The following is an 18,476-nucleotide window of genomic DNA, read 5'->3' as shown; positions in this document are numbered from 1 at the left end:
AGGTGCCCAACTCCTCAGGCCTGATAACAAACAAGCATTTGTTTTAAGCTAGCCCTGGCCGTCCTGGGTGTCAATGAGCTCGTCGCGGAGCCGTCGCTTGAGCACCTTCCCGTAGGCGTTGCGGGGCAGCTCGTCCACCCACACGACCCGTTTGGGAACCCGATAGCCGGCCAGTCTCCTGCGGCAGTCCGCGATGATCTCCTGCTCGTCGCGCGGAGTGCCGTCGGCGACGAGTACGGCGGTCACCGCCTCACCCCAGATGCGGTGCGGCAGCCCGACGACGGCCGCCTCGCGCACGCCGGGCAGCGCGAGCAGGACCTCCTCGACCTCCCGCGCGTAGACGTTGGAGCCGCCGGTGACGATCATGTCCTTCTTGCGGTCCACCAGGAAGAGGTAGCCCTCTTCGTCCAGGTAGCCGACGTCGCCGGTGTGCAGCCAGCCGTCCCGCAGCGCCGCGGCCGTGTCCTCGGGCCGGTCCCAGTAGCCCGCCATCGTCTGCGGGGCCCGGGCCAGGATCTCCCCGGGCTCGCCGGCGGGCAGAGGCGTGCCGTCATCGTCGGTGACGCGGAGCTCGACGCCGGGCAGGACTCTGCCCGCCGAGCGCACCAGAGGCAGGCCGGGGTCGCCGAGCGCGCGGCGGTGGTCCTCCTGGTCGAGCACTGTGACGAACATGGGCGACTCCATCTGCGCGAACGACTGGACGACGCGCCCGCCGAACGCCGCGGTCGCCTCGCGCAACGTCAAGGGGTCGATGGGGGAGCCCGCGTAGTACAGGCGGCGGAAGGTCGGCGGGGCCGTGAAACCGGGGGGTACGGCGTCCAGCAGCATCCTGATCATCGACGGGACGACGAACATCCCGGTGACACCGTGACTGCCGAGCAGGACGGCGGTTCGAGCCGCGTCGAAGGAGCGGCAGAGCAGGTTGTGGCCGCCGGTCATCAGCGTCGGCAGGAAGAGGAAGCCCGCGCCGTGCGTCAGCGGCGCCACATGCAGGGTCACCTCTCCGTCGGCGAACCCGAGCACCTCGATGGCCGTGTCGGCGACGCTGCGCCAAGAGGCGTGCGTGAGTATGACCGCCTTCGGTGAGCCGGTCGTCCCCGACGTGTACATGAGGCTGGCGACCTCGCTCTCCTCGCCGGGCTCGGGCCCGGAAAGGGGGGCCGCGCCTGCCGCGAGATCGTGCGTCGAGGCGTCGGCGAGCACGACGGTGAGGTCGTGGACCTCCCCGTCGCGGGGGAGCCGCGCGCCGAACTCGGACGTGGTGACGAGCACCCGCGAGCCGGAGTCGGTCAGCATGTGCAGATAGTCCTCCCGGGTGAGCCGGACGTTGAGCGGGACGACGATCAGCCCGGCCGCGAGGGCACCCAGGAAGACGTCGACGTACGCCTGGCTGTTGTGCAGGAGGATGGCCACGCGGTCGCCGCGCCGCAGGCCGAGCGCGCGCAGCGCGCCCCCGGTGGCCGCCGCTCGGGCCGCCACGGCCTCGTAGCTGAAAGTCTCGTCGGCGTGCGCCGCGTCCAGATCGGTCACGCACGCCCGGTCCGCGAAGAGCTCGGCTCCTGCCCAGAGGATCTGCGCCGCGGTGGTCGCGCTCGCATGCTTCATTGGCGCTCACTCCCGTCCCATATTGACACCCGCGAAGTGACTATACAAACATTTGTTTGTGCACGAGATGGCGGAGCAGGAGTCCGACGGGTACGCGACGATCTTCCGGGAGGCGACGCGCCTGTTCGGCGAACGGGGCTACACCGGCACCTCCATGCGTGACATCGCCAGGGCCGTGGGGATGCTCCCGGGCAGCCTGTACGCGCACATCGTCAGCAAGGAGTCGTTGCTGTTCGCCATCATCGAGGGCGGCGTCGACCACTTCAACCAGGTGCTCGAAGAGGTGCGCGCGACCAGCGACGATCCCCGGGTCCTGCTGCGGGAGGCGATCAAGGCGCACGTCCGGGTCGTCGCGGAGAACCCCGAGCGGACGCTGATCGTGTTTCACCAGTGGCGCTTCCTGGGTGCCGAGAACCGGGCGCGACTGCTGGACAAGCGCGCCCGGTACGAGCGGTTCTTCACCGAGACGCTGCGGGCCGGTGTCCGTGCCGGGGTCTTCGCGCCCGGCCTCGACCCGCGGATGGTCGTGTTCGGGCTGCTCGGGGCCCTCAACTGGACGCCGGAGTGGTTCTCGCCCCACGGTCCCGCGACGGCGGACGAGATCGGCGAGAAGCTCGCGGACGCCCTGCTGAACGGGCCGTTGATCCGCGCCGACCCACAGGAGGATGGATGATCGACGACGGTGTCGTGGTGGACGCGGTGGTGCATCCGTACAACCTCGCGCCCGCCAACCAGGACCCGCTCGGCCGCGAGCAGTTGGAGTCGGTGTATGCCGCGCACCTGCTCGCCACCGGCGAGGAGCACCGGGACTTCCAGCTCGGCCGGGAGGAGTTCTTCTCGGACTTCCCGTACGAAGCCGTCGCGGACGCGCTGTTCGTTGAGAGCCCGGTCGACCTGGCGGTCATCCACGCGCTGCCGAACCTCGGCTTCGCGAAGGGGCACGTGACCGACCCGGAGCGGGCGGCGGCGTTCCGTGACCGCCACCCAGATCGGTTCCGGCTGTACGCCACCGTGGACACCCCCGTGACCGATGCGGCGATCGCTCAGTTGGAGCGGCAGGTTCGCGAGTTCGGCGTGGACGGGCTGAAGCTCTATCCCGCGTTCTTCTACGGCGGCAGGGGAGAGGGCTGGCGGATCGACGGGCCCGACTTCGCCACACCGCTGCTGGAGGCGGCGCGCGACCTCGGCGTCCGCCATGTGGCCGTGCACAAGGCACTCTGGCTACCGCCGGCGCCGCGCGGCGCGTTCGACGTGGACGACCTGGAGGCCGCGCCGGCGTGCTTTCCCGAGCTCACGTTCCAGATCGTGCATGCCGGTGCGGCGTTTCTGGACAAGACGGCGGCGCTGCTGGCCCGCCACCGCAACCTGTACGCGACGCTGGAATCGGTGTTCGCCTACGCGGTGGTCCGGCCGGACGCGTTCGCCAAGATCCTCGCCACGCTCGTCGGCGCGGCCGGCGTCGACCAACTGCTGTACGCGAGCGGCGCCAACCTCAGCCACCCCGCGCCCCTGCTCGCCGCGTTCGACGGGTACGAGTTCCCCGAGCGTGTGCTGGCGGAGCACGGCATCCCGCAGCTGACCGCCGCCGACCGGAAGAAGATCCTCGGCGGCAACGCGCTGCGGATGCTCGGGCTCGACGAGGACGAGGTACGCGAGCGGACGGCGGCCGACGAGTTCGCCGCGCGGCGGGTGGCCGGACCTGGGCCGTGGAGCCGGCTCCGCGTTCCGAGCGGGCGGTGAGCGTTGTGGCGATGCCGTCGGAGGAGACGATTCGCGCCCAGTTGAGCAAGATCCCCGAGCCTTGCGGGGTTCTCATGCGCATGCCGCTGGACATATGCCAGATGGGACTGGTGGACAAGGTCGAGTGCGCGGACGGCCGTGTCCGGGTCGAGCTCGTGCTGACCGACTCGTCGTGCGTGCACTTCACCGGCCTGCGCCGCTACATCGTCGACGTCCTGCGTGAGCTGCCCGGGGTTGAGACCGTCGAGGTCACCGTGTCGACGACCACGTTGTGGACTCCTGATCGGCTCAAAACAAACAACTGATTGTTGTTGTCGGCGGTGTCGGCCATCGAGTCGGCGGCAACGCGATGTTCGCCGATCTGCGATGCCGTACGCAAAGATGCACGTCACTGCCCCAGCGGGCGACTCGACCTCGGCTCTGCCCGAGTCTCCCATGGGCCCAAGTCGCCCGGCCGCTATTGACACGACCTTAGCCCTAGACAAACATTTGTTTCGAGCATGTGACACCCGCCACACCCCGGCCAACCGGTACGCCGGCGGGGCGAGCACCGGCATCTCCATGTCGAGAACCCACGGAGGGCTCCTCGTGACCGCGACTCAACCACACTCGACCCGAGACCACTTCCATGACTTCGACCTCGACTCGCCGGAGTTCAACGACGACTTCGTCGAGGTCATCGACGACCTGGTGCAGCACTGCCCCGTCGCGAGGAGCAACGTCGGGCACGGCTACTACGTCGTCAACCGGCAGGAGGACGTCCGCACGGTCGGCCAGAACTGGGAGACGTTCAGCAGCGCGGAGGGTTTCCAGCCGAACCGTCCTGAGGGAATGCCGTTCATGTACCCCGAGGAGTCCGACCCGCCGTACCACAACCGGTGGCGCAGCGCCCTCAACGGCTACTTCAGCCCGCGTGCCGTGCGTTCTTACGAGGGGTCGATCCGCGAGCACGCCAACCACCTGATCGACCAGTTCGTCGAGCGCGGAGAGTGCGACTTCGTCGCGGACTTCGCCGCCACCCTGCCGGGCCGCGTCTTCTTCTCCAGCTACATGGGCGTGCCGCTGGACGACCTGCCGCCGCTGATCAAGGCGATCGACGACGCTCTGTTCGGCCCGCTCGAGGGCCGAGCGCAGGGCTGGGGCACGGCGCTGGGCTATATCAACGCCTACCTTGAGCGCCGCCTGGGGGAGGAGCCGAGGGGCGACTTCGTCGACGCCGTGCTCAAGGGCGTGCAGCTCGACAGCGGTGAGCCGTGCCCCTGGCAGCACAAGGTCAGCGTCGTCACCGACCTCCTGGCCGGCGGCCTGGGCACGACCACCTACCTGCTCGCCGGCATGACCTACCACCTCGCGACGCACCCGGATGACCGGGCCCGCCTCGCCGCGGATCCGGCTCTGCATGACAAGGCGATCGAGGAGTTCGTCCGCGTGTACGCGCCCGTCGTGGCCCTCGGGCGCACGGTCAAGGAGGAGGTCGAGGTCGGCGGGCACACCTTCAAGAAGGGCGACTGGGTGATGCTGAACTACGCCGCCGCCTGCCGGGACCCCCGCGCCTACGAGAACCCGAAGACGGTCGACATCGACCGGGACCTCCCGGTGAACGCGGCATTCGGATTCGGCCCCCACCGCTGCATCGGCTCCCACCTCGCCCGGATCGAGGGCAAGGTCGTCATGCAGGAGCTCCTGCGGCGCATCCCGGACTTCTCCCTGAAGCCGGACGCCGAGATCACCTACACCACCGGTCTCACCCGCGCGATGAACAACCTCCCACTGGTGTTCGAGCCCCGCCGCCGGGAGGACGCGCTCTGATGAAGTACGCGGTTGACGGGTCTCTCTGCTCCGGGCACGGCCGCTGCTACATGCTCGCGCCGGAGGTCTACGAGTCGGACGACGACGGGTTCAACCTCCATCTCGACGAGCCCGTCGAGGTTCCCGCCGGCCGGGAGACGGCCGCCGCCACCGGGGCCCGCGGATGTCCTGAACGGGCCATCACCGTTCACGCCTGACCGCCGGGCACGCGGCGTACGCCGCCTGAACCGACAGAAAGGGGCCGCCCCGAACGCGGCGGTCCGTAATCCAGCAAGGAGAGGCACACCATGGGCAAGCTCGATGGCAAGGTGGCCATCATCACCGGCGCCGCGCAGGGCATGGGCGAGGCGCACGCGCGGCGGTTCGTCGCCGAGGGCGCGAGAGTCGTGCTGACCGACGTCAACGAGGAGCGCGGGCAACTGATCGCCAAGGAGCTCGGGGACAACGCGCTGTTCATCCGGCACGACGTCACCTCGCCGGCCGACTGGCAGCAGGTGCTGCGGCAGGCCGAAAGCACCTTCGGGACAGTGACGATCCTGGTGAACAACGCCGGGATCCTCGGCCCGATCTCCGGGACCGCCGAGCTCGACGAGGCCGAGTACCTCAAGGTGTGCGCGGTCAACCAGCACTCCCAGTTCTACGGCATGCAGACGGTCATCCCGTCGATGCGCAGGGCCGGCGGCGGCTCGATCGTCAACATCTCCTCGATCGCCGGCATCGTGTCCATCGTCGGCTCGCCGAACCTGGCCTACGTGGGCAGCAAGTTCGCCTCCCGGGGCATGACCAAGCACGTCGCCGTCGAATGCGGCCCCGACAACATCCGGGTCAACTCGGTGCATCCGGGCTACATCAAGACGCCCATGATGGTCGCGGCCACCGACGAGGACGGTGGCGGCATCACCGATCAGGTCCCGCTGCGGCGCATGGCCGATCCGGACGAGGTCTCCAGCCTGGTGCTGTTCCTCGCCTCCGACGACTCGTCGTACATCACCGGTCAGGAGCACGTCATCGACGGAGCGCTGACCGCGCAGTAACGAGAAGACCGCGCACGAGCACGTCTGCCGCCGAGCGGCATCCGCGTACCAGGGCCGAAGTGCCCTGCCTCGCACGCCGGAGGGCAGGCCTCGATCGAGCACCACCCAGGTCTGCCCGCGCAACAGTCGACCGAGGGAAGGAGAACCTCGTGAGCGCCGCCGATCTAGCCCCGACCTCCGCAGGAAGGGACCCAGGGGCACTGGTCTCGACAGAGGCCGACCGTCGCAGTATGAGCCGCAACTCGCAGCTGCTCATCGCATGGTGCGGCCCGGCCATGGTGGTCCTGTTCCTGATCGGGAGTGTCTGGCTCGCCAGATACTTCCCGCCCGCGATTCACCCGAGCGATTCCGCTCAGCAGGTCGCGCAGTATTACCAGGAGAACGCCACCGCTATTCGCGTCGGGCTCGTTTTCTCGTGTCTGGCGTACGCGCTGATGGGCGTCTGGGGGGTCTGCATGGCCGTCCAGACGCGCCGTAAGGAGGGGCTCTTCCCGGCTCTGACCTACGTTCAGCTGACGTGTATGGCTGCGGGCACCGCGCAGATCGTGGTGAACTGCGGCCTGTGGGCGACCGCCGCCTTCCGGGCCGGCGAAGTGTCACCGGAGATCACGCAGGCGTTCAACGATGCGGCGTACATCATCCTGCTCGGCACCTGGATGCCGTTCACGATCTGGGCCGTCGCGCTCGGGCTGAACATCCTGCTGGACAAGACCGACGCTCCGGTGTTCCCCCGGTGGACGGGCTACTTCAGCATCTGGGCCGGCGTGTGCTTCATCCCGGGCGGCACGGTCTGGTTCTTCAAGGACGGACCGTTCGGCTGGACCGGTGTGGTGTGCCTGTGGGTGCCGTTCGTCGTCTTCGGTATCTGGGTGCTGTACTTCAGCTACCTGTCGATGCGGAACGTCCGGGGCGGCTTCGTCCACGAGCAAGAGCCGGCCGCCGATTCATGACCATGAATGCCTGGCCGGCGGACCCGTTCGCCTCCAAGCCCCCGAGGGCGCCGAGCCGGCGCCTTCGGGAGCCCGGCCACGTACCAGGCGAGATCGGCATCTGGGTCTTCATCTTCGGAGACCTGCTCATCTTCGCCCTGTTCTTCGGTGTGTTCGTCTATGAGCGGTCGCGGAGTGCCGGACTCTTCGAGCAGGCCCGCGAGCACATGAACCTCATGTTCGGCGCGGGGAACACCTTCCTGTTGCTGACCGGTTCGCTGTTCGTCGCGCTGAGCCTGAACTCGTTGCGTCAGGGCGCCTCCGGCCGCGGCTCCCGAATGATCCTCGTGACCTTGCTCTGCGGTGCCGGTTTCGTCGTCAACAAATTCCTGGAGTACTCGAGCGAGCTCGGAGCCGGTCACACGCCGTCGACGAACAGCTTCTACATGTACTACTTCGTCTTCACCGGCATCCACCTGTTGCACCTGCTGCTCGGCATGGTCGCATTGGTGATCATGTACCTGATCGCTCGCAAGCCTTCCCTGGGAAGAAGGGATCTGCGAAACCTCGAGGCGGGAGCATGCTATTGGCACCTCATCGACCTGCTCTGGATCGTCCTGTTCGCCCTGCTCTACCTGATGAGGTGATGAGGTGCCCATGCCCTCCGAGACTTCGAGCAGCGCGAACCGGGCGGTTGTCGCCTGGCTCGTCCTCATGGGTGCGACCGCGGTCTCCTGGTACCTCGGGGACGGCCACGGGGCCCGGCAGTTCGCCACCGTGGTCGTGCTCGCTGTCGCGTTCGTCAAGGTCTACCTCGTCGGACGGTACTTCATGGAACTGGGACAAGCCCCTCGAGCGCTCCGCCTGCTGTTCGGCGGGTGGATCGTGGTGGTGTGTGCGGCTCTCATGACGATCTTCATCGTCGCCGGCCATTGAAGCGTCACTGAGCCCCTGTTCAGAGCCGCGGCCGAGGGCCGTCCGGACACACTTGCCATTGACATTCGGCACTCTGCCCATCCTCTCGCCAGTGTGGGTGGACGGGGACCTGGAGGGCGTTGCATAGCCGCTGAAGTTCGAGGCCGGACGCGGTGGGGTTGGCGAGGCGAGTAGATCTGGCCGATAGGGCGACGTGCGGGTAAGGCCGCGGCGGCGTCACCCCTACGCTCGCACGACGTGCTGGAAGAGAAGAACAAACAAGCTCAAGGCCCGGATCTGGGAGTTGGAACAAGAGCGTGACACCCTACAGCGGGCTGCGTCGGGCCTCACGCCCGCCAGGGCTTGCCAGGCGCCCTTGCCCGCTCGCCACTGGGGGAACTCGAAAGCCCAGGCAGGCCGTGGCATCTGTTCCGGGCCGGACTCGCGAAGCAGGATGAACGACCAGCGGACTGAAAGTCCGCTCGGCCACGACGGGAGCACGGACGACGTGGTATTGAAGAGTAGGGCGGGCGGGACTTGAACCCACGACCCACGGATTATGAGTCGGTTCGATTGGTGCCGCTTGGTGTCGCGGGATGATGTTTTCTATCGCTGTGTCCGAGATCATCCCTGGCATCGTGCCGGGAAGTGACGGTGGATGCCGCGCCGTACCGCGTACACGCGAGCAACCACCGAGCAACCATGCGCCCTTGACCATCGCGATTATGTGCCATTTGCCCACCATCGCAGTACGGCTGTCATAGGCCGGGATCTCGTGACCAGGCCCCAGCCCCACTGTAGATCGAACGACTGCGAGCAACCGTCGAGCAGCCATTGGCCGACGTGGCGCCCACGAGTCCGCGCGACGTCTTCTTGGCCTCCCTATTCGTCGCCGAATCCGCCGAGTTCTGGCTCGGCTCCTCATCTCTGCTGCCAATTCCGTCTACCATGTGCCGCTTTCTGGCCCTTCACTCAACCAGCCCGTGTGTACGGGTGGGAGAGGCTCACCAGCGAGGCCAGGCGCCCTTCGGAATGCGGTAGAGGACCCGCTGCGCCGCGAACCATTCCCGGTCAAGGAAACGACCCGTGATCCGCCCTGCGAGTATGAGGTAATTCTCCACCTCCTCCTGAAAGCTGGTGTACGAGTCCAGATCGCGCGCGTATTCCTGGAACCCCTGTACCCCGATTATGCCCATGAACTCTCCATCGTGGTAATAGATCATTCCCTCATCGCCGGTCTCGCCCAGTTCGGCCATGTGCCAATAACTGATGATGAGCCTTCCTTGCGAGCTCGCCCCCTCCCGGAGTGTGAAACTGCCGTCCATGGTGATCGCGACGGACCAGCCCGGGGAGTGCGTCCCGATCCACACGAGACTGTCTTGCTGGTTCTCGTATGCCAGTTGGAATGCTGCGCTGAGATCGCAAGGGATTCCGGAGCTCGGATCTGCACGGAAACGCCCGGCGATCTCCTCGACGTCCTCCGTGTCGATCCATGCCGCATCGAAGCGGGCGTTCAAGGCGTACTCGTCCAGCAGATCCCACTGGCTCTCAGTGGGCAGTGCCCGCGTCATGTCCATCGTCTTGCTCCTTTGGCTTTCTCAACGGCATGGGGTGGGGACGATCATACGATCATCCCCACCCCGCAGACTTGACTAACTCACGACTTTGACCCAGAACTCTTCCCCGGGCACGACCCGGTAGTCGGAATAGAATCTATTGAGAGCGTCCCCGTGGAGGAGATTGTCATCTTTGGCAACCGCTTGAATGGAGTAGTTGCCGTCCTGCTTGCCGGCGCCTTCCTTGGTCGACGCGAACGGATATTCGTCACAATGAATCCAGCCTGCCTGCGGAACCCCGTGGAGCCATCTCGTCGTTACCGCGTACGTGTCGAAGAAGTGGTACTTGCAGTAGTTCACTCCCCTGAGCTCTCGTTCCGGCACCTCGACGTCGTCATCGACGTCCGGCCAGCGTTGCTGGTTGGTGGCGCCCTTGTCCGTGATGAACCGGAGTCCGGAGAACTGCCTTCGGTTGATACCCGCGTCGTTCGTGTTCACCTTGGTCAGTGGCTTGCTGGAGATATTTGACCAGTCTCCGGGGATCACCTTGTTCACGGGAGTCGCGATGCTGATCTTCGCGGGCGGCAGCTCGGGCTTGGTCCAGTCGTGGCCGGGTCGTTTCGGTGGGGAGGTGTCCGCGTTGCTCCGCTGCTTGAGCGCCTTCTCGATGTGATTGATGACTTCGACGAAGTCCGCGTTCCTGCTCTTGGACATCACGAACACCCGGGGGGCAGAGGGGATGATGCAGCCCCCGATTCGGGTGGGGGTTCTGGGCCCTCCGAGCTTTTGCCAGTCGCACTGGACCTCAGGCACCAGCTCTGTGTACGGATAACCGTCCCAGTCGCTGACGGGAATTCCCGAGCCGTGCCGGAGAATCTTGTCCTGTTCGAGAATGTAGCGGGTGTCGACGAGTTTCCGGTTCCAGAGCGGGATGGCCAGGCCCGTTCCCGTGTCCTCGCCCGGGATGAAGGCGACGACGCCGACCTCGCATCGGTGGACCTGGTCCTTGGCGATCCCGTCCGGCCACCCGAACAGGAATTCAGCGTCGGGGGTGTCATGCCATGCGGAGACGTCCCGCTCCTTTCTCGGCCCGCTCTGGTAACGGCATGCGCCCATGCCCTGGCCGGGGTGGGACGCGATCTCGATCCCGCTCAGGTCACCCGACGGCACCTTCACGCCACCGTCGCTGTCGACGACCGCGAACTGGTCGAGCCGGGTGAACACCTTGAACGACGTCGCCGACAGCTGACCCTGGGAAAACTCCTTTCCTCCGGTGCCACCGAGATAGGTGTGCATGACCCAGGTGGCGCGGAACCGGAACGCGTCGTCGTCTTCGACCTCGACCGCCTGCCCGTTCCTCGTCTTCGCCTTCTTGAGCAACGACCGCTTCGCGGACCTCACCATTCCGCCCGTGAACGGGTTCTCGGCGAACTCCAGGACGTAAATGTAGGACGACCAGCAGTAGTTGTAGGTGGATTCATGGATCCGGGACTGGCCGAAGGCGTACTCCCCCTTCATCCAGGTCACGTAGCTGTCAGCCGTGTCCCCGTCGTAGTTGTCGTCCAGGGCCAGGCAGTCCTCCAGCTTGACCCGCTTGTAGAAGTCGTCGTCGCTGGCGACGGACGAGGCGCCCGCCGTCGTGGTGGGAGCCGGACGGGCCGGGGTCGGCTCCGCAGAAGGCGCTGCCGGAGACGGGGTGGGCTGGGGCTGGGTGAACAGCTCGGCGACTCCTGTCCCAGAAAGCGGCCGCTGGTAGATCCTGACCTCGTCGATGCCGCCGGCCACTGCTGCGCCGATCAGCAGCGGGGCCTGTGCGTCCCAGGCGGGGAGGGACAGCTGTGCGGTCCCGGCCTGTGCTCCGTTCAGGTACAAGGTGGCCGTCCGGGTGGCTGCGTCGTACACGCCCGCCAGGTGGAACCACTCATCGACCGGCGGCTCCACCCCCGACCGGAGTCCCTCGACCGTCGCGTCCGCGGCGTCGGCGTTGGTGAAGGTGAACACCAGACCGTGTTCGGCGGTGTTGCCGAGCCGGAACGGCGCCTGGTGGGTGCCCTTCTGTTCGAGGACGGTGTAGTCGCCGTCCTTGTTGCTCCAGCGCAGCCACGCGGCGGCGGTGAAGCTCTGGTCGGTGCGGATCACCGCGCTGGCCGTCTGGGCCAGGGGTTCCTCGCCCGGCTGGATGATGTCCACGGTCACCTGCTGCCAGTCCGACCAGGCCGAGGAGGTGTCGCCGACGACCGCGCGGAGTCGCCAGCGGACCTTCCACCCGTCGGCCAGCTTGCCGACGGGAACGGCGATGCTGGACTGGGTTCCGGAAGCGACGTTGTCCACGCTGCCGGTCCAGATCTGGCCGGTACCCTGTCCGGTTGCGGTCGGGTCGTGCTCGACTTCGGCTTCGGCGCGCAGGGCCTGGCCGGTCGGGTGGGTAAGGGTGGCCTGCAGCGCGGGAGTGAGCGTGTCGGTCACCGTCACTCCGTCCACCACTTTGGAGGGAGCGATGGTCAGGCCGGTAACGGTGGGCTTGGGCAGGTTGATGGTGAAGGTCTGCCAGTCCGACCAGGCCGAGGTGGCGGTGGCCGAGACGGCGCGGGCCCGCCATCGCACCTTCCACCCGTCGGTGAGTGTGTCAGCTGGGACGGCGATGCTCGCCTGTGTACCGGCCGGTACGTTGTTCACGGCGCCGGTCCAGATCTGGCCGGTGCCCTGGCCGTCGGGTGCGGCCGGGTCGTGCTCGATCTCGGCCTCGGCGCGCAGCGGCGTGCCCGCCGGGTCGCTCACCTGGGCGAGCAGCGCCGGGGTGCGGGTGGGGGTGACGGTGGTGCCGTCCACCTGTTCGGACGGGGTGACCTGCAGCGCGCCGACGGCTGGTTCGGAGACCGGGTCCGGCACATCGATGGTCACGGCCTGCCAGTCCGACCACGGCGAGCCGACCGTGGTGGTCGTGTTAACCGCGCGGACACGCCAGCGCACCTTCCACCCGTCGGTGAGTTTTCCGTCGGGGATAGTGGCCGTGGCTTGGGTGCTGGAGGTGACGTTGTCGAGGGCGCCGGTCCAGATCTGGCCGGTGCCCTGCCCCGCGGGTGCGGTCGGGTCGTGCTCGATCTCGAACTCGGCCCGCAGCGGTTGCGCGGCGGGGTCGGTGACCGTGGCCCGCAGGGCCGGGGTCAGGCTGGTGGCCACGGTGATGCCGTTGATCACCTGGGAAGGGGTGGCCTGGAGGGCATCGGCGGTCGGGTTTGGTACGTCCACGGTGGCCGTCTGCCAGTCCGACCACGCCGAGGCGGCCGTGGAGGAGACCGCGCGGGCCCGCCAGCGGATCTTCCAGCCGTCGGTCAGCTTCCCGGCGGGGATGCTGACGGTGGCCTGGCCGCCGGAGGCGACGGCCGGCGAGGTGGCGGCCCAGATCTGGCCGCTGCCCTGCCCAGAGGGAGCGGCCGGGTCGTGCTCGACCTCGAACTCACCTGTGAGGTCGCCACCAGCGGCGTCGGTGACAGTCGCGGCGAGCTGCGGGGTGAGCGAGGTCGTCACCGTCGTGCCGTTCACGGCCTGCGCCGGGCTGATGGCTGGCGCGGATACGGTCGGCGCGGACGGCGGGCCGCTGGTGGTGAGGGTCAGTTTCGGCGGGCTGCCGAACTCATCGGTGTTCTCCGCCGAGGTGAAGACCCGGTAGTTGTTGATGTTGGCCTCGCCGGGGGACTTGAGCACCAGGCCCTGGTCGGCCGCACCGGCGGCCCAGTCCTGGGCGATGCCGGTGACATTCCACTCCATGCTGTCCGGCCAGGTGGCGCAGTCCATGGTGACGCCCTTGAAGTTGGTCGAGGCGTCCTCGGTGGTGAATGCGCGTTTGTTGGCCCAGTGCACGTTGGCGGGGTCCCAGGCGCCGGTGAGGCGGGCGACCTGGATGCCATTGGTGAGCGCGGCGCCGCAGTTTTGGGCGTCGATGGTGTTCATCGACAGCTTGGCGTCGGTGACGGTGGAGCCGGTCAGGTTCGGGGTGTCGAACTTCAGATGCACCCGGTACTTGAACCCGCCGGTTCTGGTGCCGGCCATCATGTACGCCGCTGCCGGGTCAGCCGGAAAGTCGGCGTCGCTGTCGGAAGTCACCTCCACATCGGCGGTCACCGGCAGCGTGACCGCGGCGGCCAGTCGTACCGGATAGGTGGTGCTGGAGTCGGCCAGGAACGCGTGGTCCGGCTTGAGCAGCAGTTCCGTGTGGCCGTCCTTGGTAACCACGTCGGTGTCGGCCACGCCGCGGTTGATCGACGCAGGGCGGCCTCTACCGCCGCCACTGTCCGCCATGGCGGGCCGGGTCATGTTGGCAACTGGCTTCTTGTCCTTGCCCTTCAGTAGCAGCCGGCCGCCCTTGCCCTCGGTCATGGTCAGGCCGTCGTCTTCGACGCCGATCCGCAGCTCCACCTGCTTGGCGGGCCGCTGGCGCAGCATCACCTCGTGCCTGAACCCGGTCGGCAACGCCGTTACCACCAGGTCGGCTCCGACCCCGGCGGCGTCGGTGTAGGTGGCCACATTGCCCTTGACCGTGGGCTTCGGCAGTGGCGTCGGCCAGCGCAGCGCGTACGACTTCCCGTCGACCGACATCTTGACGAACGGATCGGTACCGCCGGCGGTGATCTCGAGAGCCGCGCCCTCGGCGAGGATCTTGGGCCGCAGCTTGCCGCCCTGCTCGGCCAGAGTGGTGTCGATCGGCGCCCAGCCGCCGCCCTGCCAGCTGCGTACCGGGCCGGCCGTGACCTCGGTCTTGAACGTCTTCCCGTCCGGCTGGGCGTAGGTGATGCTGGTCGCGGTCGTCTCACCGGACACCTCGACAGCCTTGCCCTGCTTGACCGCCGCCGCGGAGGCGACGGTGCGCGCCTGCGACGGCACGTTGGAGATCGCGTTCCCGCTCTTGCCAGTGGTCCACGCCGCCGTGTCGTTCAGGCTCGCGTCGTGGCCCTTCCCTGAGGTGTCGGCGGCCGTACGGCCGTCTCCCTCGTCGAACGTCCAGCGGGCGGCTGCCTGGTCGACTGTCCGGAAGGACCACGAGTAGGGCTCCATCGTGTTCTCCGCGCCGTCGATCGCCCAGGCGACGTCCGCCGAGAACGTGGTGCCCGGTGCCAACGACTGAGCCGGAGTGAACGTCACGATCTTGTCGTCTTCTCTGTAGGCCAGAGCACCCGGGATGGTCGTGCCATCGGAGGCCCGCACGGTAATTTCCACGTTGCCCACCGGCTCGGTGAACGTCACCCGCACCACCGCGTCGAGCGGGACCTCGGTCGCGCCTGCAACGGGCTCGTGGGTCAGGACTCGCGGCGCCAGGACGTCCTCACCGTCACCGCCATTGGTGTCGTCCGGCTCCGGAGCGTTCGGGTCGACCGGCGTGAGCTTGTCGGTGCCGACCGTGTCCGCCATCCCGTTGTGGTTGGCGAGGGTGCCGTCGACAGCTGCATCGGGCACGTCGATCGTCGCGAACTCCTCCACCGTCGTCCCCACACGGGTCGACATGGCGACCGCCTGATCGTAGTCGGTGGGTACGGTGTCCAAGGGCTCCGGCACGGCGATGACGACCGTCTCCTGGCGAGGCGGCGCCGGAGGCTCAAAGTCCACGCTGAGTCGGGGGGCGTGTGCCGGGTACGGGTAGGTGGACTCCCGGGTGCGGTAGCGCCGCCAGTTCGTGATGTCGGACTCGCTGCCCGCGGTGAGCTGGATGCCGTAGTTCGGCTCGCCGTTGGCCCATGCCTGCACGATGTCGTTGACCCAATGGATGAGGTCCCATTCCTTATCCATCGACCCGGTGCAGTTGTCGCTGTTGTAGCCGCCGTACTCGGTGTCCGCGCCCTCGCTGGTGACCGACGGCTGGTTGGACCACGTCATCTCCAGCTCGTCCCAGTCGGAGGTGACACGCCGGGCGGTGATGCCTGATTCGACGTAGAGCCCGCAGTCGCTGGAATAGTGGTTCCACAGGACCAGGTCCGCGTTCTCGATCTTCGAGCCCCAGAACGGGTCGCTCTTCGCGGGCAGCGGGAACTGGATATAGCTGCGCCAACGGACATCGCCGCCGTTGGACTTGCCGACCAGGATACGGTCGAGGTTGAAGTTGGACCAGCTGTCGGGGTAGGTCGAGTCGTTGACGAAGGTGTCCATCGGCTCGCCGTCGTACGGCGCGCTCACCCCGTCGGGGCAGTACGTGCTGGACGGCGTGTCGATCTCACACTCGTACCAGTCGTCATCGACGGCGGCCATGGTCACCGGGTACGTCGTCGCCGGGTCGGCGAGGAACGCCGGGTCCGGGCTGTACACCAGCTCAGAGCCGTCCAGGGCGACGGCCGCTCTGCCGACCTTGGCGGCCTCCAGGTCACCGCTGGGGTCGGCGGCGACCGCGTCCAGCAGGGGCGCCGGCCGGATGTCGAGGAACGCCTTGCCATCCTTGCCCTTCAGCGTCGGCTGGCCCTTGTCGCCCCTGCCGAACGAGATCCCCTTGGGCAGTTCCACCGGGATGCGGAAGGACACCGGCCCGGCCGGGCGTTCCCGGATGACGATCTGCTGCCGGAACCCGGTAGGGGTGGCGGTGACGACCAGGTCGACGCCGCTGCCGTACGCCGACGGGTAGGTTGCGGTGCTGCCCTTGAGGGTCGGTTCGGGCAGCTTGCGGGAGGCATCGACGCGGGCGGTGGCCTTGGCGTCGTTGGTCTTGATCGCCGTTGTGTCACCGCCGGCCGACAGCGTCAGGTCGCCCTTGACCGCCTTGGGCTTGATGACGCCGCCGGTTTCGACGAGGGTCGTGTCGATCGGGGTGAAGCCGTTGCCATCGGCGTTCTTGAACCGGACCGGCTCCAGATTCAGCTCCATGTGGAGCGTCTTGCCGTCCGGATTGGCGTAGTAGGTGGTTCTTTCCGAGCGCATGGACTCGATCTCGACGCGCCGGTTTTCCTTCTTGGCTTGCGCCAGCGCCTTGCTGGTGGGTGTGGTTGGGGTGCTCGGCTGCGTCATGGGAGCGGGAGTGGTGGGGAGTGGCGTGGGGCCTTGGGCGACCGCAGGTGCGCTCATCAGGGAGAGCGGCATGGTCAGGGCCGCGATCAGGGCCGCGCGGCGGCGCGTCCGGCTGGATAAGCCGGGCGACGTTCGTGATGGTTTCACTCGAGACTTTCGAACAGATGTGGCAAAACGGGATGATCATCACATGTGTAGTGATCTTCCGTAAAGATCCTTTTTGGTAACGGAAGAAGTCGGCTCCGCGAGTACTGGACTGCAGGTCGGAAGGACGTCGCGCGGTGACTGGCCGAGTGGTCCAGGCAAGACGTCGACGTTGCGCTTGCGGGCTGGCCGGGGCGCACCGTCGCTGACATCCACCCCGTTCGATTCCCGGGTCGTCATCCCGAAATTGATGACGAGTGGCCCAAGGCGCCTTGAGCGTGGGGCCAATGACCCTGTCCTGGCTTCGGTTCTTTTGAATTGATGTGACCACTTGTCTGGGCTGCCTACCTGAATGTTCCTCTTGTCTGGGTCTGTTGTTGCTCGGTTCGTACGTTGCCTTTGAGACGGTCCTGGAGGCGAGCGATGACAGACAGCGACGACAGGCATTGCGTGGTGTACAAGCGGTGCGGATGCAGCGACGAGGTCAGCGGCAGGCGGCTGGGTGGCCGTTGCGGCCGGTTGGCCGAGGTGGGACATGGGAGCTGGTATTTCGCGGTTCAGGTTGTGGGGGCGTCGGGCCGGCGGGAGCGGGTTCGGCATGGTGGGTTCGCGAGTGCGGAGGCGGCGCGGTCAGCGGGCGGTGAGTTGCTGGCGGCGGAGGTAGACGGGCCGTTCTTCGCCGGGTGCACGGTGGGGCAGTGGTTGCGGTACTGGTTGTCGGTGGTGGAGTCGCGGTTGCGGCCGACCACGCATCGGGCCTATCGGGATCACGTGCGGCTGCATCTGATCCCGTACCTGGGCCGGGTCAAGCTGGCGGAGTTGTCGCGGCGGGACGTGACGCGGATGTTCGTGGCGCTGGGGCGGCGGCGGAATCGGTACGGGCAGCCGATCAGCGCATCCACCTTGGAACGGATCCGGGCGGCGCTGCGGGCCGCGCTGAACCACGCGGTGCGTGAGGACCTGATCGCCGTCAATCCGGCGCAGGGCGTTCGGTTGCCGGCGCCGGCGCGAATGCATCCAGTGGTGTGGACGGCTCGTCGGGAGGCGGCCTGGCGGCGCGGGGGAGAGCGTCCATCGGTGGCGGTGTGGACGGTCGAGCAGCTGGCCGCCTTCCTAAGGTTCGCGCGGGAGGACTCGTTGTTCGTGCTGTGGTGGCTGGTGGCCTTGCGCGGGCTGCGGCGCGGGGAGGTCGCCGGGCTGCGCTGGGTGGACGTCGATCTGGAGCGGCGCGAGCTCACCATCGCCCATCAGCTGGTGCACGCCGGCGAAGGGCTGGTCTGGTGTGAGCCGAAGAGCGCGGCCAGCCGGCGAACGTTGGCACTCGATCCGGAGACCGTGCGGCTGCTGCGCCGGCACGAGCGTGCGCAGCGCCGGCTGCCGGGGGAGCGGTGGTCACCGACCAGCCCGATCTTCACCCTGGAGGGCGGAGCACCGGTGCAGCCGAGCTATCTCACGCACCGCTTCCACAAGCTGGTGACTGCGAGTGGGCTGCCGCCGGTCCGATTGCACGACTTGCGGCACGGAGCTGCGACGTTGGCGTTGGCGTCGGGGACAGAGTTGAAGGTGGTGCAGGGCACGCTGGGGCATGCCAGCATCGTGCTGACCGCCGACACCTACGTTTCGGTGCTGCCGCAGCTGTATCACGATAGCGCCAAGGCGACCGCGCGGCTGGTGCTGAAGGCGGTCCGGGCGACCAACCGGAAGATCGGCAAGGCCCGGGATACGACGTGACTCACATGTGGCTCACCGTGACTCACGAT

13 protein-coding genes are annotated in these 18,476 nt (G+C 67.4%); 10 read left to right on the top strand and 3 right to left on the bottom strand.

Annotation, left to right across the window (positions count from 1 at the left end; translation table 11 throughout):
* Positions 1 to 48 precede the first annotated feature (48 nt).
* Positions 49 to 1,605, bottom strand: coding sequence for a class I adenylate-forming enzyme family protein (locus ACWEPL_RS21985; protein WP_363969109.1), 1,557 nt, complete (start codon positions 1,603 to 1,605; stop codon positions 49 to 51).
* A 67-nt stretch (positions 1,606 to 1,672) separates the two neighbouring features.
* On the opposite strand from ACWEPL_RS21985, the gene ACWEPL_RS21980 reads away from it, so the two are divergent.
* The 9 genes from ACWEPL_RS21980 to ACWEPL_RS21940 all read left to right on the top strand — a co-directional run bounded on the left by ACWEPL_RS21980 (position 1,673) and on the right by ACWEPL_RS21940 (position 8,053).
* The gene (locus ACWEPL_RS21980) at positions 1,673 to 2,278 is read left to right on the top strand and encodes a TetR/AcrR family transcriptional regulator (protein ID WP_363970114.1); all 606 of its coding nucleotides are present in this window, start codon (positions 1,673 to 1,675) and stop codon (positions 2,276 to 2,278) included.
* Positions 2,275 to 3,345 carry an amidohydrolase family protein gene (locus ACWEPL_RS21975; RefSeq protein WP_452437292.1) on the top strand — a complete coding sequence of 357 codons (1,071 nt, stop codon included), beginning with the start codon at positions 2,275 to 2,277 and terminating at the stop codon, positions 3,343 to 3,345. Before ACWEPL_RS21980 ends, ACWEPL_RS21975 begins: the two co-directional genes overlap by 4 nt.
* 11 nt (positions 3,346 to 3,356) lie before the next feature.
* The gene (locus ACWEPL_RS21970) at positions 3,357 to 3,650 is read left to right on the top strand and encodes an iron-sulfur cluster assembly protein (protein WP_452437291.1); all 294 of its coding nucleotides are present in this window, start codon (positions 3,357 to 3,359) and stop codon (positions 3,648 to 3,650) included.
* A 283-nt stretch (positions 3,651 to 3,933) separates the two neighbouring features.
* Complete coding sequence (locus ACWEPL_RS21965; RefSeq protein WP_363969103.1) at positions 3,934 to 5,154, top strand: cytochrome P450; 1,221 nt, start codon at positions 3,934 to 3,936, stop codon at positions 5,152 to 5,154.
* Positions 5,154 to 5,351 (top strand): ferredoxin, encoded by a 198-nt coding sequence (locus ACWEPL_RS21960; RefSeq protein ID WP_355205604.1) that lies wholly within the window; start codon positions 5,154 to 5,156, stop codon positions 5,349 to 5,351. The genes ACWEPL_RS21965 and ACWEPL_RS21960 overlap by 1 nt, the downstream gene beginning before the upstream one ends.
* Before the next feature lie 90 nt (positions 5,352 to 5,441).
* Positions 5,442 to 6,188, top strand: coding sequence for a glucose 1-dehydrogenase (locus tag ACWEPL_RS21955; RefSeq protein ID WP_452437290.1), 747 nt, complete (start codon positions 5,442 to 5,444; stop codon positions 6,186 to 6,188).
* Between the two features lie 149 nt (positions 6,189 to 6,337).
* On the top strand, positions 6,338 to 7,138 hold the full coding sequence (locus ACWEPL_RS21950; protein ID WP_452437289.1) for a hypothetical protein: 801 nt from the start codon (positions 6,338 to 6,340) through the stop codon (positions 7,136 to 7,138).
* 2 nt (positions 7,139 to 7,140) lie between these two features.
* The gene (locus ACWEPL_RS21945; protein WP_452437288.1) at positions 7,141 to 7,764 is read left to right on the top strand and encodes a cytochrome c oxidase subunit 3; all 624 of its coding nucleotides are present in this window, start codon (positions 7,141 to 7,143) and stop codon (positions 7,762 to 7,764) included.
* Positions 7,765 to 7,774: 10 nt separating this feature from the next.
* A complete protein-coding gene (locus ACWEPL_RS21940; protein ID WP_363969096.1) occupies positions 7,775 to 8,053 on the top strand; it encodes a cytochrome C oxidase subunit IV family protein in 279 nt (92 codons plus the stop codon).
* A 983-nt stretch (positions 8,054 to 9,036) separates the two neighbouring features.
* Here ACWEPL_RS21940 and ACWEPL_RS21935 read toward each other — a convergent pair.
* Positions 9,037 to 9,609, bottom strand: coding sequence for a hypothetical protein (locus tag ACWEPL_RS21935; protein WP_452437287.1), 573 nt, complete (start codon positions 9,607 to 9,609; stop codon positions 9,037 to 9,039).
* A 75-nt stretch (positions 9,610 to 9,684) separates the two neighbouring features.
* Positions 9,685 to 16,572: a DNRLRE domain-containing protein gene (locus tag ACWEPL_RS21930; RefSeq protein ID WP_452437286.1), complete on the bottom strand. Its 6,888-nt coding sequence runs from the start codon at positions 16,570 to 16,572 to the stop codon at positions 9,685 to 9,687.
* Positions 16,573 to 17,139: 567 nt separating this feature from the next.
* Between ACWEPL_RS21930 and ACWEPL_RS21925 the strand changes: the two genes are divergently transcribed.
* Complete coding sequence (locus tag ACWEPL_RS21925; protein WP_452437285.1) at positions 17,140 to 18,447, top strand: site-specific integrase; 1,308 nt, start codon at positions 17,140 to 17,142, stop codon at positions 18,445 to 18,447.
* Positions 18,448 to 18,476 lie beyond the last annotated feature (29 nt).

The sequence above is a fragment of the Nonomuraea sp. NPDC004186 genome, from assembly GCF_053603495.1.
The sequence above is the reverse complement of the archived record's forward strand: the minus strand, read 5'-3'. Positions and strand labels throughout refer to the sequence as shown.